This is a genomic window from Lacisediminimonas sp. (assembly GCF_030645335.1).
GTDB lineage: Bacteria > Pseudomonadota > Gammaproteobacteria > Burkholderiales > Burkholderiaceae_D > Lacisediminimonas.
Map to the genome: position 1 here is coordinate 1 of NZ_JAUSNH010000229.1, position 16019 is coordinate 16019.

Annotated in this window: 17 protein-coding genes; 10 read left to right on the forward strand and 7 right to left on the reverse strand. The window is 61.0% G+C overall.

Going from position 1 to position 16019, the window contains the following annotated elements; genetic code table 11:
- On the reverse strand, positions 1 to 1111 hold a 1111-nt coding region (urtA, locus tag Q7T64_RS15580), incomplete at its 3' end, for an urea ABC transporter substrate-binding protein (RefSeq protein WP_304797588.1).
- 61 nt (positions 1112 to 1172) lie between these two features.
- Here urtA and Q7T64_RS15585 point away from each other — a divergent pair.
- Both Q7T64_RS15585 and Q7T64_RS15590 read left to right on the forward strand, forming a co-directional pair.
- Entirely contained in the window at positions 1173 to 1433 is a 261-nt protein-coding gene (locus tag Q7T64_RS15585; RefSeq protein WP_304797590.1) for a hypothetical protein, read from the forward strand.
- Positions 1434 to 1452: 19 nt separating this feature from the next.
- Positions 1453 to 4011 carry a DUF349 domain-containing protein gene (locus tag Q7T64_RS15590; RefSeq protein WP_304797593.1) on the forward strand — a complete coding sequence of 853 codons (2559 nt, stop codon included), beginning with the start codon at positions 1453 to 1455 and terminating at the stop codon, positions 4009 to 4011.
- An 11-nt stretch (positions 4012 to 4022) separates the two neighbouring features.
- Here the strand turns inward: Q7T64_RS15590 and Q7T64_RS15595 are convergent, their stop codons facing one another.
- Positions 4023 to 5132: an ABC transporter ATP-binding protein gene (locus Q7T64_RS15595; protein ID WP_304797595.1), complete on the reverse strand. Its 1110-nt coding sequence runs from the start codon at positions 5130 to 5132 to the stop codon at positions 4023 to 4025.
- Positions 5133 to 5232: 100 nt separating this feature from the next.
- Between Q7T64_RS15595 and Q7T64_RS15600 the strand changes: the two genes are divergently transcribed.
- Complete coding sequence (locus Q7T64_RS15600; protein ID WP_304797597.1) at positions 5233 to 6930, forward strand: iron ABC transporter permease; 1698 nt, start codon at positions 5233 to 5235, stop codon at positions 6928 to 6930.
- A gap of 26 nt (positions 6931 to 6956) precedes the next feature.
- On the opposite strand, the gene Q7T64_RS15605 is transcribed toward Q7T64_RS15600, so the two are convergent.
- Entirely contained in the window at positions 6957 to 7130 is a 174-nt protein-coding gene (locus tag Q7T64_RS15605; RefSeq protein WP_304797598.1) for a hypothetical protein, read from the reverse strand.
- 234 nt (positions 7131 to 7364) lie between these two features.
- Positions 7365 to 7994 carry a formyltransferase family protein gene (locus Q7T64_RS15610; RefSeq protein WP_304797601.1) on the reverse strand — a complete coding sequence of 210 codons (630 nt, stop codon included), beginning with the start codon at positions 7992 to 7994 and terminating at the stop codon, positions 7365 to 7367.
- Positions 7995 to 8156: 162 nt separating this feature from the next.
- Between Q7T64_RS15610 and Q7T64_RS15615 the strand changes: the two genes are divergently transcribed.
- Positions 8157 to 9104 carry a histone deacetylase family protein gene (locus Q7T64_RS15615; protein WP_304797603.1) on the forward strand — a complete coding sequence of 316 codons (948 nt, stop codon included), beginning with the start codon at positions 8157 to 8159 and terminating at the stop codon, positions 9102 to 9104.
- A 42-nt stretch (positions 9105 to 9146) separates the two neighbouring features.
- Here Q7T64_RS15615 and Q7T64_RS15620 read toward each other — a convergent pair whose 3' ends face one another.
- Positions 9147 to 9638, reverse strand: a complete 492-nt coding sequence (locus Q7T64_RS15620; protein WP_304797604.1) for a hypothetical protein — start codon at positions 9636 to 9638, stop codon at positions 9147 to 9149.
- A 66-nt stretch (positions 9639 to 9704) separates the two neighbouring features.
- Positions 9705 to 10187, reverse strand: a complete 483-nt coding sequence (locus Q7T64_RS15625) for a hypothetical protein (protein WP_304797606.1) — start codon at positions 10185 to 10187, stop codon at positions 9705 to 9707.
- Here Q7T64_RS15625 and Q7T64_RS15630 point away from each other — a divergent pair.
- The 6 genes from Q7T64_RS15630 to Q7T64_RS15655 all read left to right on the forward strand — a co-directional run bounded on the left by Q7T64_RS15630 (position 10177) and on the right by Q7T64_RS15655 (position 15198).
- A complete protein-coding gene (locus Q7T64_RS15630) occupies positions 10177 to 10644 on the forward strand; it encodes a universal stress protein (protein WP_304797609.1) in 468 nt (155 codons plus the stop codon). The genes Q7T64_RS15625 and Q7T64_RS15630 overlap by 11 nt on opposite strands.
- 168 nt (positions 10645 to 10812) lie before the next feature.
- On the forward strand, positions 10813 to 11109 hold the full coding sequence (locus Q7T64_RS15635) for a hypothetical protein (protein ID WP_304797611.1): 297 nt from the start codon (positions 10813 to 10815) through the stop codon (positions 11107 to 11109).
- Positions 11110 to 11350: 241 nt separating this feature from the next.
- Positions 11351 to 11683 carry a hypothetical protein gene (locus Q7T64_RS15640; RefSeq protein WP_304797613.1) on the forward strand — a complete coding sequence of 111 codons (333 nt, stop codon included), beginning with the start codon at positions 11351 to 11353 and terminating at the stop codon, positions 11681 to 11683.
- Between the two features lie 72 nt (positions 11684 to 11755).
- Positions 11756 to 11980: a hypothetical protein gene (locus Q7T64_RS15645; protein WP_304797615.1), complete on the forward strand. Its 225-nt coding sequence runs from the start codon at positions 11756 to 11758 to the stop codon at positions 11978 to 11980.
- Positions 11981 to 12108: 128 nt separating this feature from the next.
- Positions 12109 to 13767, forward strand: coding sequence for a peptide chain release factor 3 (locus Q7T64_RS15650; protein ID WP_304797617.1), 1659 nt, complete (start codon positions 12109 to 12111; stop codon positions 13765 to 13767).
- A gap of 69 nt (positions 13768 to 13836) precedes the next feature.
- Positions 13837 to 15198 (forward strand): TAXI family TRAP transporter solute-binding subunit, encoded by a 1362-nt coding sequence (locus tag Q7T64_RS15655; RefSeq protein WP_304797620.1) that lies wholly within the window; start codon positions 13837 to 13839, stop codon positions 15196 to 15198.
- A 50-nt stretch (positions 15199 to 15248) separates the two neighbouring features.
- Here the strand turns inward: Q7T64_RS15655 and Q7T64_RS15660 are convergent, their stop codons facing one another.
- Positions 15249 to 15713 carry a rhodanese-like domain-containing protein gene (locus Q7T64_RS15660; protein WP_304797622.1) on the reverse strand — a complete coding sequence of 155 codons (465 nt, stop codon included), beginning with the start codon at positions 15711 to 15713 and terminating at the stop codon, positions 15249 to 15251.
- Positions 15714 to 16019 lie beyond the last annotated feature (306 nt).

Below are 16019 nucleotides of genomic sequence, written 5' to 3' on the forward strand. Positions count from 1 at the left end.
TCTCGTCCATCTTCGAGACGATGCCCGACGGTGCCTTGAAGGTCTGGCCGGCCATGGCGGCAATGACCTTGTCGGTGTCCGTGGACTTGGCCTTCTCGACGGCCTGCTTCCACATGTTGATGCCGATGTAGGTGGCTTCCATCGGGTCGTTGGTCAGCGGCTTGTCCTTGTGGCCAGCGATGCCCTTGGCCTTGGCGTAGTCAGACCACTTCTTGATGAACGCGGTGTTGTCCGGGTTCTTGATGCTCATGAAGTAGTTCCAGGCAGCCAGGTGGCCAACCAGGGGCTTGGTGTCGACACCGCGCAGTTCTTCTTCACCCACCGAGAACGCCACGACCGGCACATCGGTTGCCTTCAGGCCGGCGTTGCCCAGCTCCTTGTAGAACGGCACATTGGAATCGCCATTGATGGTGGAGATGACAGCAGTCTTGCCGCCGGCAGCGAATTTCTTGATGTTGGCGACGATGGTCTGGTAGTCAGAGTGGCCAAACGGGGTATAGACCTCGTCGATGTCGGTTTCCTTGACGCCCTTGGACTTCAGGAAGGCGCGCAGGATCTTGTTGGTCGTGCGCGGGTAGACATAGTCGGTGCCCAACAGGACGAAGCGCTTGGCACCGCCGCCATCCTTGGACATCAGGTACTCAACGGCAGGAATCGCTTGCTGGTTAGGTGCAGCGCCGGTGTAGAACACGTTCTTTTCCAGTTCTTCGCCTTCGTATTGCACCGGATAGAACAGCAGGCTGTTGAGTTCCTTGAACACCGGCAGCACTGACTTGCGCGACACGGACGTCCAGCAGCCAAACACGACAGCAACTTTGTCCTGGCCGACCAGTTGGCGCGCTTTTTCAGCAAACAGTGGCCAGTTGGAGGCCGGATCCACGACTACAGCTTCCAGCTTCTTGCCCAGCACACCGCCTTTGGCGTTGATCTCGTCGATCGTCATCAGCGCCACGTCCTTGAGCGAGGTTTCCGAAATGGCCATGGTGCCGGACAGCGAATGGAGAATGCCAACCTTGATGGTGTCGGCTGCCAGGGCGCTCGGTAGCCAGGCAGAAGCAACCAGCGCGAGGGCGCCTGCTGCCGTCGCCTTCAGTGCAATGCGTCGGGACATAGATACTCCTAGAGTTTTATGAGGGGAGGTTGCTGCTTTGCTGTGCTTGCTGCGATTACGCATGGCAATGGTTAGCATGGAGTGTGCCAACACGATCGTGGTGCAAGTAATCCCTGGCTGGCTGCGCACGCTTCTCGCCGGTGCGCTTTTGTCCTTCGATGGTGCTGATGTGATGGCGATGTACTTCAATGGTGCGGTGGTGCCGGATAGTCCTTGCACTGACGCTGCATTGGAGCGGCATGGATGTTCCCCGGCAGAGGGCGTGTCCGCTTGGTATGATGTGGGCGCCTGTTCTCCCGCTGCCTGGCAGCTTGCTTCCTAGTGCGTCACCCGCTTCCATCATGAATCACAACCCGAATCCAGCCGATCAGCACGACATGCCGCCCGAGCGCATACAGGCGCTTGACCAGGCGCAGCAACTGCATGACGAGTCACAAGCGGCAGATTTCCTGCTCCAGTGCAGTTGGCCGGACGCCCGTCTGATGGCGGCGGACTGGATCCATTCCCGCCCCTTGCTGGAGCATGTGCTGGCGGCCGTGCGCAACAGCGACCGCCGTGTCGAAAAGCTGCTGCAGCAACGGCTGGATGTGCTGGCCGAGCGCGAAGCGGCGACTGCTCGCGGGCAGCGTGCCGTGGAGCACGCGCAGTCCCTGGTCGCAGCCACGCCGCTGCTGGTCAACCAGGTCGGCGACCTCGACCGCGAATGGTCGCTGGTGGGGGACGCGCCCGAGTCGGTGCGCGCCGAGTTCGATGCGCTGCGAGAACAACTGCGGCAACGCCTGGACGCCCAGGCCCGACTGCAACATGCGGTGCTAGATGTCGGCGCACGCTTGCAGCGACTGATCGCGGATGCCGAGCCGAGCGGCGGCCAATTGCTGGCGCCAGCGCAGGTCGCGGCGACGCTGGACCAGCTGGAGGAAGAGATGGCCGGCTTGTGGGCCTCTGCCGAGGCGCCGTCGCTTCCCAAACGCGTGCTGACTGAGTTCAGGCAAAAGCATGAGGCATTGCGCGCCGCGCTGGAAACGCTGCAGGAGCGCTATGCCGCGGTGATGGCCTGCCAGGATTTGCTGCTCGAATGGGAAGAGTCTGACGCCGGGGCGCTCGATGAAGCCGTCTTGCGGCAGCAATGGCAGGCGTTGGCGCCACTGCACCCGCTGGACGACGCCGCACTGCAGGAGCGCTTCCAGGCATTGCTGGCGAAGCTGGCAGGTCGTCGTCAATCCGAGGCGGATGGCGAGACCGAACGGCGGCGCCAGGCGCGCGACTTGTTCAGCCAGTCCATGGCCGCGATGGAAGAGGCATTGCGCAATGGCGCCTTGCTCGATGCCGCCGGGCATGAACACAAATTACGTGAAATGGACTTGTCCGTTGCGCATCTGCGCGGCGAGCAAAAGATGCGCCTGCAAAACGCGCGCGCCGAACTCGGTCGCCTGCAGGGATGGGCAAAGTGGGGCGGCAAGATCTCGCGCGAAGAATTACAGAAGACTGCGCTGGAGCTGCCGTCACGCAAGCTGCCGGTCGCCGACCTGGCCCGTGAAGTGCCCGGCCTGCGCGAGCGCTGGAAGGCGCTGGACGCCACGGCCGGCCCGGCCAGCAAAGATGCCTGGCAACGATTCGACGCGGCATGCACCGCCGCTTATGCGCCGGCGGCTGAACATTTCAAGAAGCTGGCCAAGGAACGGCAGGATAACCTGGAGCGCGCGCGGGCCTTGCTGGCCGAGGTGCGCGGCCAGGCCGACCAGCTGGAGCAAGCCGGCAAGGTCGGGGAAGTTGCCGACGCCGGCGACACGAATGAAGGCGGCGTCGGTGCTGCGCGCGTCGACGGTCCGCAGCCGGACTGGAAAGCGATCGCGGGATTTTGCGATCGAATGCAGCAGCTATGGCGTCGACTAGGGCCAATCGATCGCAAACCGAAAAAATCGCTCGACGCCGAATTTGCCACGGCGATGGCGCGGCTGACCAAGCCCTTGTCGATATTGCAGTCCGTAGAAAAGAACGAGCGTGAGCGCTTGATCGAAGCCGCGCAGGCAATCGACCCGGCACAGCGCCGGGCGGCCGAAGAGCTGCAGGCCTTGCAGCAACGCTGGCAGCTACGGGCCCGTAACCTGCCGCTCGACCGGCATGACGAGCACGCCTTGTGGCAGCGCTTCCGGGCGGCGTGCGACCAACTGTTTGCCAAGCGCAAGCAGCATGTCAAATCGGCCGATGCCGAACGCAGTACCCAATTGCGCGAGCGCGAAGCCTTGTGCGCACGCCTGGAAGCGGCGCTGCAGGAAAAGCCTGAAGCGATCCGCACGCTAATGCGGGAAGCAAGGGCCGCATGGACCAAGTCCGGTGCGGTGCCAAGGGCGGCGGAGCGGCAGATAGAAACCCGCTTCCAGCGTGCGCTGGCCGGCTTGCAAAAGCGGCTCGATGACGGCGAGCGCGGAGCGCGCCAGATGCGCGGCGACGTGCTGGCCCAGCGCTTTGGCTTGTGCCTCGAACTTGAACGTTCACTGATGGCGGGCGAGCCGGGCGCAGCGGGCCAGCAAGCACGCAGCCAATGGGAAGGGCTGCCCGCTGTTTCTACCGAGGCCGAACGTGCATTGGCAAGGCGCTTCGAGCAGGGCATGCAGGCACTTGAGCAACGGGATGCCGCATATCCGGCGCAGCTGCAAAAGAACTTGCCGTTGCTTGCCCATCAACTGTTGCGGGCGGAAATCCAGCTCGGCATCGACAGCCCGCCAGCCTTCGCGCGCGAGCGCCTGAAGGTGCAGGTCGAGGTGCTGCAGTCGTCATTGAAGTCGGGCGAAAAATCGCTGTCGCCGCACAGCCTGCTGCTGCAACTGTGCAGCTTGCCGGCGCCGCTCGATGCGCAGGCCGAGCAGCGGCTGCGCGCGGTGGCAAACCGGCTGGCCTGACCGGGGATTGCTCAGCCGCCGGCGGTCGGCGTGATGCGAGGGAATGTCACTACATGATCGGCTGCCAGCCGCACGCCGATTTTCTCGCCCAGCGCATGGTCGTGGTGCGAGGACACCATCGCCAGCACGGTCTGGCCGCTGGGCAGCTTGAGCGTGTAGAGGAACTGGGCGCCGCGAAATGCCTTGCGCACCACTTCGGCTTTCAGTTCGCTGCTCTCGTCATACAGCACATCGTCCGCGCGCAGCAGCACATCGACCTGCTGCGCATCCTTTTCATCGGTGGCGCAGTACTCCATTCCCTGCCATAGCGGCAGCGAGCCCAGCTCAACGTTCACGTGTTGTCTTTCGCGGTCCACATTGCCGGGGGCGAATACGCCCTGGCCGATGAAGTCGGCGACAAAGCGGTCAACTGGCCTGTGATACAGGTTGTAGGCGGTGTCCCACTGCACGATGCGACCGCCCTGCATCACCCCGATCTGGTCGGCGATGGCGAAGGCCTCATGCTGGTCGTGCGTGACCAGTACGGCCGTGGTGCCGAGTTCCTTCAGGATGTCGCGCACCTCACCGGCCAGCCGTTCGCGCAGGTCGATGTCGAGATTGGAGAAGGGTTCGTCCAGCAACAGCAGTTGTGGCCGCGGCGCCAGCGCCCTGGCCAGTGCAACACGCTGCTGCTGGCCACCGGAAAGCTCGTGCGGATATTTCGTTGCCTGGGTGCGCAGGCCGGTCATCGACAGCAGTTGCTGCACGCGGCTGCTGCGGTCCGCCGCCGACAGTTTGCGCAGGCCAAAGCCGACATTATCGGCGATGCTCAAGTGCGGGAACAGCGCGTAATCCTGGAATACAACCCCCACATGGCGCGATTCCGGCGGCGCCGTCAGGTGGCTGTTGCTCAGTTCTTTCCCGCCGATCAGGATGCGGCCATCAATCACGCGTTCAAAGCCGGCAATGGCGCGCAGCACCGTCGTCTTGCCGCAGCCCGAGGGGCCGAGCAGGCAGCCGATTTCGCCCTGCGGAACCGAGAACGACAGGCCGTGCACGATCTCATGCATGCGGCGTCCTGTCGTATAGCCCACGCGTATGCGGTCGACGTTGAGGTGAATCGGCGGGGACAAATCACTCATATTGCGGGTTCATGTCGAATTAATGGCTTGCTTCCTTGATGGATGATTATAATTCTCATTACGCTCGCAAGCAGCCAATCGGCAGCGAATGCCACGAAAAATGCCCTCCAAGCCTTTGAATCCGCCGTTTCGAACCGCCAACGCCGACGCCACCGTCGCCATGCCGCCCGCCCGTCACTGGTTGGGCGGCGGACAGTTGTTGCTGGCGCTGTCGCTACTGATCGCCTTGCTGGTCGGCGTGCCGGTGCTTGGCGTATTGTCCAATCTGTTTTCCGGTGTGCCAAGCGCGGGTACCTTTACCCACTTATGGTCCACCGTCTTGCCCGAGTATCTGTTCAACACAGTGGCAATCGGGCTGATCGTGCTGGCGCTGGCGGCCGTGCTCGGCATTGGTTGCGCCTGGCTGGTGGCTGTCTTTGAATTCCCGGGGCGCCGCTGGTTTGAATGGGCGCTGGTGCTGCCGCTGGCAATGCCGGCTTATGTCGTGGCCTATGCCTACACCGATTTCCTGCAGTTTTCCGGACCGGTGCAAACCGCGCTGCGCGCGCAGTTCGGCTGGCAGGCAGGGCAATACTGGTTTCCCGAGATACGCTCCGTGATCGGCGCGGGCATCCTTTTCGCGCTGGTGTTGTATCCCTATGTGTACCTGCTCACGCGCAATGCCTTCCTGGAGCGCAGCCCGAGGTTAAGGGATGCGGCGCGCGTACTGGGACGCGGTCCGTGGAGCATATTTTTCAGTGTCAGTTTGCCGCTTGCGCGTCCGGCCGCCGCCGCCGGACTGGCGCTGGTACTGATGGAAACCCTGGCCGACTATGGCGCGGTCGCCTACTTCGGCGTACCGACCCTGACCGCGGGCATTTACAAATCCTGGTACGCCTTCTCGGACCGGACTGCGGCAGCGCAGATCGCGGCAGTACTGCTGCTGTTCGTGGCGGCGCTGATGCTGCTGGAGCAAAAGAGCCGCGGGCGGGCACGCTACTACGCAGCGGGCGGGCGCGCAGTGGCGCATGTGCGGCGCCGCCTGCACGGACGGCATGCTTTCGGGTCGGTCGTGTTTTGCCTGGTGCCGCTCTTGTTCGGTTTTTTCCTGCCGCTGGCGGTGTTGTTGCGGCTGCTGATGCATGAAGACGCATTGCAGGCCAGCAGCCGCTATGTAGGCTGGCTGTTCAATACGGTATCCGCGGCTACGGTGACGTCCTTTATCGCGGTACTGATCTGCATCGTGCTGGCATATGCCGCCCGTGTCATGCGCAGCCGTTGGCAGAGTGCATGCAACCGGATCGTCAGCATGGGCTATGCGATTCCGGGCGCGGTCATCGCGGTGGGCATCCTGATCCCGCTATCGCGGATGGACAACTGGGCGTCGGATCACGGCTGGCAACTCGGCTTGGCCGGTAGCGTGGTGGCGCTGATCTACGCTTACCTGGTGCGTTTTCTTGCCGTGGCTTTCCAGAGTGTGCAGTCAGGCTTGGCGAAAATCACGCCGTCGATGGATGCCAGCGCCCGCAGCCTCGGCCATGGACTGATGTCCATGCTGTTGCGCATTCATACGCCACTGCTCTGGCGCAGTGTGCTGAGTGCGGGCTTGCTGGTTTTTGTCGACGTGGTGAAGGAGTTGCCCGCCACGCTGACGGTGCGTCCGTTCAATTTCGACACGCTCGCCGTGGTCACTTATCAGTTTGCCGCAGACGAGCGCCTGGCGGAAGCGGCATTGCCGGCGCTGACCATTGTCGCGATCGCGTTTGTCCCGGTGCTGCTGCTTGCTCGTGCCATCGCATCCGGCCGCGATGGCCGCTAGGCTCCGGCCTTATTCCACCAAGATGCTTACTCTTCGCCAACCACGGTAATGACCAACTCCTTGCGCGCGCTACGCGGCGAGGGCTCGGTCAGGTAGCGCGTGCCAAATGAAATGCGCGCATCTGCGGGGAGTTCGGCTGCAAGTTGGTTGATCTGTTCCTGCAGGGTCTGGAAACGGCTGCGAATCTGTTCGAGAGTCATTCGGGATTGCGTGAAAGGGTACGTGGAAAATAATGGCAACAGGCAGAGAGGGGGGGCCAGTGTATTGAACGTCGCAGTTCAACACACTGGTATGCCGTCATACGTATCGTTTGCATGTACAGCACGGATCAAGCATAGCCGCGCCATGTGACGCCACCATGACATGACTCAAAATGTGCGAACCTGACGATCGCTGACTGCCAGATGCGGTTGCATCCGCCGTGCAACAAACAGTCAGGCTGCCGGCGGGGTGCCTGATGCGTTTTTCGGACGGATCGACGGTTCAACCGTCGCGATGCTTTCATTCTGGATTTTCTTGACGACCTTGCCTGCTGCAATGTCATTGCAGACCTGGGTCAGCAGCCGGATGCCCAGCGGCGAAAGATCACGGCGCCAGATTTCGCCGGCCGTGTCGCCGGGCAGGACGAATACGTGTTCCTGCGCTGCGACCGGTCCGCCATCCATCACTTCATCAAGCCAGTAAACGGTGCCGCCGGTGACCTTGTCGCCCATCCGGATGGTCCATTCGACGGCGTCCTTGCCACGATGCAGCGGCAGCAGGGACGGGTGGTAACCGATTGCGCCGTAGCGGGTTTTCGCGCGGGTCGGCGCCTTGATGAAATCGTGGGAGTAGGCGGCGACGATCAGGTCCACGCCTTGCGGTATCGTGTTTTCATTGAGCAGGCCGGATTTCATCCACCTGACCTGGGCCTCTTGCGCGACTTCGGCAAGCCGGTCGAGCTCGCCCTTGGCGTTCCTGTCCGGCGAGGAAACGCCGACAATATGGTGACCCGCCTGGCGAAGAGCGGTAAATGCCTCGGCACCGAAGTGCTTCTGGCCGCAAAGATAGATATTGAGCGGCATGGATGGATGCTTTTGCTGGAAAATGGATAGGCCGTATATTACAGAATATGGCGGCTCCGGATTGTAGCAAGCTTGTGGCGTTGCCAGGCACAGTCAATGTGCGAGGCGATTGCCGCCTGGTCCGGCGGCGCAAATGATCACGATTACAGGAGGCTTGACCAGATGGACACCTTGATTTATTCACACGACGCTTGTTTTGAACATCGACCCGGCCCCGGGCATCCTGAGTCGCCGGAGCGTTTGCGGGCGGTGCTGGCGGCGCTGCGCTCGCCGGAGTTCGCGGATCTGAAATGGCGCGAAGCGCCGCTTGGCACGCGCGAGCAGGTGACACTGATCCACGATCCGGACTTCGTCGACCAGGTCATCGACGCCTCGCCGCGCAGCGGTTACGTGGCGCTGGATGCCGGCGATACCGTGATGTCGCCCGGATCGCTGGAGGCCGTCATGCGCTGCGTGGGGGCCGCCTGCGCCGCCGTTGACGACGTGATGAACGGCGAGGCCGATAATGTATTTTGCGCCACCCGGCCCTGCGGCCATCATGCCGAGCCGGACCGGGCAATGGGATTTTGCATCTTCAACCAGGCCGCGATTGCGGCGGCCTATGCCTACGATACGCACAAGCTCGAACGCATTGCCGTGGTCGATTTCGATGTTCATCATGGCAATGGCACCCAGGCGGCGTTTTACGACCGGCCCGAACTGTTCTATGCGTCAAGCCACCAGTCACCGTTCTATCCCGGCACCGGCGCTGCCGCGGAAAAGGGCAGCTCGGACAATATCGTGAATGTTCCGCTGCCGCGCGGCTGCGATTCCGCCTACTTCCGGGAGCGTATCAGTGCTGAAATGTTGCCCGCGATCCGTGCTTTCAATCCGGAACTGCTGATCATCTCGGCCGGATTTGACGCGCATGCGATGGACCCGCTTGCCGGACTGAACCTGCAGGACGACGATTACTACTGGATTACCGATGAGCTGATGAAGATCGCCAAAGATTGCTGTGGCGGCAAGATCGTGTCGATCCTTGAGGGGGGCTATAGCCTTGACGCGCTGCAATCGAGCACGACTGCGCATCTGAGGGCATTGAGCGGGCGGCCGGCCAGGGAAGCTTAGTCCTGGATCTGCCCGGCGTGTCCGGGCGCGCCTGGCCTTTGCCTATTTCGGTGTCTTCTCGCTGGCCTGGGTGAACATCTCGATTGAACTGTCGACGACCTCGTATTTGGACAAGTCGTTCAGGTTCATCAGCCCTTCATTGATGTAGGCATCCTTGCTTTCGGCGGGTTGCTGGGTGTCGCTGATCGGGAAGCGCCAGTAGACCTTGTCGAGTTCCAGGTCGCAGGTCTTGCGCACATGTTCAACCAGGCTTTTTTCCACGATGTGCGAAAGACGGAAACGTTTCATCGGTTCGGATTCGACCATGGCGGTGTAGTTTGCGCTGCCTTCAAGACGGGCGGCAGCCGCGGACACGAGAACGCCGCTCTTCCTGAAATAATCCCGGATCGCCGCAGCGATGTCGGCAGCGCCCTTGTCGGGCACTTGCGTGCTTTTCGGGGCCGACGGTTTCCAAAGCGACCGTGCGAGGAGGGCGCCGATCAACAAGGCGGCTATCGCTATCGCAAGGGTCGGCAAGTTGAACAGGGTGGGCATGGTGTTCTCGAAAATGGATGCACAGGCACAACAATCACTTATGTTACGGCATAAGTCACTGTAACTTTATGGTGCACTGCATAATGACGCAGCGCCAATCGTGGTGCAGAATTCGGCTGCATCATAAAAATCTATCCCAAAAGGGAAGGAGACACGGCCCGCCTCGGCCAAACCGCGGCGGGCTTTTCTTTGGCGCCGGATATCAGCCGCCTGAATAACTGGTATCAGGAATTGAAAGCAGACAAGGACTTTCCGCGCCGATATAGTCGTACCTGTCTCCTCCACCCTCCAAAAGGATGGATTAACCCGCAAACCGCAAGGTTCGCGGGTTTTTTTTATCTTCGAAATTGCTTTTTTGTTAATTTCAATGGTCGGATCACGTCTTTTCACTCCCTTTTGAGATCTCGCGCCGCCTTCGATTGCCGAACTTGCCACTGTGATGTACCGTAGCCCGACAAGCGGTTTGTCAACTTTGTCAGGTTTGTCAAAATATCCTGGATAGTCAAATTCACGTCGTTGTCCTGTCGGAGGAGTGGGTATGTACAGCAAGATCTTGATCGCCTATAACGGAACCCCTGAGAGCCGAATTGCGCTGCATGAGTGCATACGCCTGACACCGGACAAAACTGCGGAGATCCATCTCGTTGTCGTCGTGATTCCACCACCGTACCTGCTGGTCGGCGAGTATGCTGCCGCAGCAGTCCTGAGCGTCGAAGAGGGGCTGGCCGCCGAAAAGCAGAAGATGGAGAAGGAAATTGCCGAAGGACAGGCCTTGTTGACTGCAGCGGGGCTGAATGTCACCAGCCATCTCGAAGTCGGCGAACCGGCAGACGTGATCGAGGAAATGGTCGATCGGCTCGGCATAGAACTGGTGATTGTCGGACACGCCAGGCACAAGCCGTTTGCCCTTCGATGGTGGCGCGGGTCGGTCGACGCTGTGCTGGTCGAAAAAGTACGCTGCAGCGTGCTGGTCGCCAGCGATCGCAACCGTAACGGATCGAAGTAGCAGGCAGGCACCCCGAGAGTGCAAAGTAACGGATAGAAGCAGACAGTGAGTGATGCTGTGCGCAGAACCGGATCCGGGCAGCAGTCCAGTTGATTCTCGTCATCCCCGGTTTTTTTCTGGCCGGTAATCTCCTTCTCGTGCAGCAATGCGGCGACGCTGGAGGCGTGGATGGGACAGCAACTAGAAAAGACTGAACCTGCATCCGGTGCAAGCGCTTCGGAGCGGCCATCCATTGGCTCGTTGCAGGCCAAGGGGAGTTGTTGGTATTGCGATCAGGCGGTCGACAATGTCCGGCGCTTTTGCAGTCCGGCCTGCCGCAACGATTACCTGGAGGAGGAGGCCGGATATGCGGATGTGGTCAGCAGCTTGTCCACACTTCCGCCGCCGGTCGCAAAATCGGCGAATCCGTTTGAGCCGTCGCAGGGCGCGTTTCGATCGACGGTCCGGGACCCGGAAATCTCTTGACCGGGTCGCCACGCCAATGAATGGTCTACCTCCCGCCGGCTGGGTGCTGGCAATTGCAGCGGCAATCGGATTTGCGGTCTGGCTGATACGTGCGCTGCTTGCTGCCTTTCCCTGACTGTCGCACTACAATTCTTTCTGGATCAAGCGCCACAGGCCAGCCGTTGCGATTGCGCAAGGCTGTTGCGGGGGCGGCTCGTCAGAATGGGTCAAGGCTTTGCTTGACCTACGACGAGGACACCCCATGATGGAGCAAGACGAAATGCGACCCGACAGCTATGACCCCGACAATCTGTTGGGGGCGCTGATTCGCCGGCTCAAATTGAAAAATGATGCTGCACTGTCACGCGCGCTGGAGGTCGCGCCGCCCGTCATCAGCAAGATACGGCACCGTCGCCTGCCAGTCGGCGCGTCCTTGCTGATCCGGATGCATGAAGTGACCGACCTCAGCATTGAAGAACTGCGCCTGCTGATGGGGGATCGGCGCCGCAAATTCCGAATCAGTGACAAGCAGTTCAAGCCGAAGGCGGCAGCAAGAACGGTCTCCAGCGGTGCCGCGCCGGAAAACCGGGCCTGAATTGGCGGCTCGTTTCCATACCGGGTATCTCCTCTGCTTCCAATCTTCCACGCATTCAATCAGTGGCCCGCCATGCAATCCATGCCAGCCCTCGGTTCAGACGACGTGATTGAATGCCTGGTCGAGGCGATCAGCCGGCCTGGCGCTGCCAATACGGAAAGAAACCTGCTGCGCGAGGCACTGCAAAGCCTGGTGAGGCTGGCACAGGCTGAACAATTGCTACGGATGCAACTGGACTTCAATCAACTGACCACTCCACCAGCGCCACAAGCGGCAGTGCCGAACCGGGCGGGATAGGATGATGCCGGTCTTGCAGCCCTGTTGCGACGTGCGAATGAAGCCCGCCACAATGGCCGATTGATGCCCGTGCATTAGACTTGCGGGCCAAACACAGTTAGACTGTTCGGCTTTTCGCAGCCCTCTCCATGGCCACCCCATCCGATTCGCCGGCGGCCGCCGAAGACACCCTCGTACCTGGCACAGTTCCGGCGGAACTGATCGCTCGCGAGGTTGCCCGCCGCCGCACTTTTGCCATCATTTCCCATCCGGACGCGGGTAAGACCACGCTGACCGAAAAACTGTTGCTTTTTTCCGGTGCGATCCAGCTTGCCGGCACCGTCAAGGCGCGAAAGAGCGGCCGGCATGCGACTTCCGACTGGATGGAAATTGAAAAGCAGCGCGGCATCTCGGTTGCCAGCTCGGTCATGCAGTTCGAGTATCGGGATCATGTCGTCAACTTGCTCGACACGCCCGGCCACCAGGATTTTTCGGAAGATACCTATCGGGTCCTGACTGCAGTGGATTCGGCGCTGATGGTGATCGATGCGGCCAAGGGCGTGGAGTCGCAGACCATCAAGTTGCTCGATGTATGCCGGATGCGCGCCACGCCGATCATCACCTTCATGAACAAGATGGACCGCGAGACCCGCGATCCGCTGGAGTTGCTCGACGAAGTCGAGTCGGTGCTGAAAATCCAGTGCGCGCCGGTGACATGGCCGATAGGCATGGGCAAAAGTTTTCGTGGCGTCTACCATTTGCTGCGCGATGAGATCATGTTGTTCGCCGCCGGCAGCGAGCGTGCGGACCAGACCTTCGAAGTGGTCAAAGGCATCGACAACCCGCGCCTGGCTGCGATGTTTCCGCTGGAGATCGAACAGTTGAAAATGGAAGTCGAACTGGTGCATGGCGCATCCCATCCGTTCGACATTGATGCCTTCCTTGCCGGACGGCAGACGCCGGTGTTCTTCGGCTCGGCGATCAACAACTTCGGTGTGCGCGAAATTCTCGATGCATTGCTCGATTGGGCGCAGGAGCCGCGCCCGCGCGACGCAACCGTCAGGGCGGTAGCGCCGCGTGAGCCGTCGTTCTCGGGCTTTGTGTTCAAGATACAGGCCAATATGGATCCGGCGCATCGCGACCGCATCGCGTTCTTGCGGGTGTGCTCGGGCCGCTTCGAGCGCGGCATGAAAATCAAGCACCTGCGCCTCAATCGCGAGATCAAGGTTTCCAGCGTGGTGACCTTCATGGCCTCCAGCCGCGAGCAGATCGAAGAAGCCTATGCGGGCGACATCATCGGCCTGCCCAACCATGGCAACATGCAGATCGGCGACAGCTTCTCCGAAGGAGAAATGCTGCAGTTCACGGGGATACCGTTTTTTGCGCCGGATTTCTTTCGCTCGGTACGCATACGCAATCCGCTCAAGGTCAAACAGTTGCACAAGGGCTTGCAGCAGTTGGGCGAGGAGGGTGCGGTACAGGTATTCAAGCCAGTCCACAGCCAGGACATGGTGCTCGGCGCGGTTGGCGTGCTGCAGTTTGAAGTGGTCGCCAGCCGCCTGTTGAATGAATACGGGGTCGATGCCGTGTTCGAGGGCACCAGCATCAGCAGCGCGCGCTGGGTCTCTTGCGAGGACAAGAAAATGCTGGCCGATTTCGAGCGATCATCCGCCGGGCAGCACCTTGCGCATGACGCCGCCGGCAACCTGGCTTACCTGGCCACTTCCGGCGTGAACCTGCGGCTGACGCAGGAGCGCTGGCCCGGCATTACTTTCCACTCCACGCGCGAGCACGCCGCCCGGTTGTAAGGCCCGGCGGCTTGCACTGTGCCGGCTTTCTTGGCATGGTGAGGTCTTTCGCACGATCCGGTTCGACGCATGCCAAAGATGCTGCAGTTCTCAAAGTTTGCCCTGCGCGACCTGATCGTGACCGCCGGTCCGCCCTTGCTGCTGGTGGTATTTTTATGCGCGCTGGCCTATTGGCTGGTCGATCCGTTTCCGCCCAAAGTCGTCACCCTGTCGAGCGGGCAGGAAAACAGCTCCTACGAGCAGTTCGCCCGCCGGTACGCTGCAAAGCTCAAGAAACACGGGATCGAAGTGCGCATGCAGCGCTCCCAGGGCTCGCAGCAAAACCTTGAACGCCTGAAGGACCCTGGCTCCGGGATCGACATCGCGTTCGTCCAGAGCGGTTCTGCCGATCCGGAACATGCGCCGGGCCTGCAATCGCTGGGCAGCTTGTTCACCGAGCCGGTGTGGCTGTTCTATCGCGACAACCGCGACATCGGCACCATCACGCAGCTTAAAGGTTTGCGGGTGAATATCGGTCCCGAGGGCAGTGGTGTGCCCGGATTATTCCGTAAAATCCTGTCGGTCAACGGCATCGAGCCCGCTGACCTGGTCCTTGGCGAGCTGGAAAATACGCCGGCCACGGTTGAATTGCTGGAGAGCCGGATCGATGCGCTGGTGTTCAGTTCGGCGCCGAATGCGCCCCTGATCCAGATGCTGCTGCAAACGCCCGGCATCAAGCTGTTCGATTTTTCCCAGGCTCAGGCCTATAGCCGGCGCTTCCCCTTCATGACGCATGTCACGCTGCCGCGCGGCATCGTAGACCTTGGTCGCGACATTCCATCACGCGACTACCAACTGATCGCGCCGACGGCCACGCTGGTGGCGCGGGAAGACTTGCATCCGGCGCTGGTCGACCTGTTCGTGCAGGCCGCATCCGAGATCCATGGCCGTGCCGGCTGGTTCCGGCGCCATGGCGAGTTTCCCAACGCCGGCTATAACGAAATTCCCGTGGCGCCCGATGCCGAAAAATTTTACAAGAACGGCCCGCCCTTGCTGCAGCGATACCTGCCCTATTGGCTGGCCAATTTTTTCGAACGGATGTGGGTCGTGATCGTCGCTGTCGGCGCGCTGCTGCTGCCGCTGACGCGGGTGGTGCCGCCACTTTACGTGTGGCGCGTGCGCTCACGCGTATTTCGCTGGTACGGCGAGCTGCGGACCGTTGAGCATGCGATCGAATCGGCGTCGCCGGCCGAGCGCGCCACTGTGCATGCGTTGCAACTGGAGCGACTCAGCGAGATAGAAGACCGAGTCAACCAGATTTCGATCCCGTTGGCATTTGCCGAAGAGTTATATGGACTGCGCAGCCATATCAACTTCGTGCGCCAGCGGATCGCCGCACTGGATGGCGGCGAAGCGCCGGGTCGCCACGCCGACGCCAGGCTACCGGCGTGAAGCGACTGCCGCGATGCCGCCAGACCGCTGTGTGCGGCCGGCGCGGCCGCTCAGGCCCCCGACCATGGCAGGCCCGCGTAGCACCAGCCACCCACAGTCTTGCGATGGCCCTGGCTGTCCTTGTTGCCTTCAAAACCTTCCAGGATGTCGAAGCAGTGGACATAGCCTTGCTCGGTCGCTGCCTTGGCGGCATGCCGTGAGCGAACGCCGGAGCGGCACAGGAAAAGCAGCACATCGTCGGTGGCGGCAACCTGGCCCAACTGTGAAATGAAATCGGGATTGGGCGCGCCGCCCGGATAAAGTGTCCACTGTACCGCCAGATGCTGCGGCTCGGCGACCAGTACCCGGCCGATCCAGTCCCGCTCGGCAGTGGTCCTGACGTCGATGATCCTGACCCTGGGGTTGGCTACCAGTAAGTCATGCGCTTCTGTCGGCGTCATTGCCCCGGCATAGGGAAGGGATCCGTCTTGTCCGCGTTCACGGGCTACAGAAAGAATGTCGTCAGCAGTTTGCATGGCGCTCAGTACTCAGGATGGATGGATTGATTTGGATTATAAACAATCTGTTGGCAGCCGGATTCACCCGCAATTCGTATTGCACCAAGATTGTGCGTAATGGGATTAAAGCACCATATTGGTGCCTTAAAGAGGAGGTGCGCACCATCTTGAGGATTGTTTGGCAGCGCGTTGCAAAAAGATTGAGCCGCTGAATAAAATATCCTTCAAAATCAATGCATTCCTCACATCCGGGTTGCACGTGCTTAGCGCAAAGCGGTGGCATGCTTTCTGCTATCATGTCGGGCTGGATTTAGGCACTTGCTG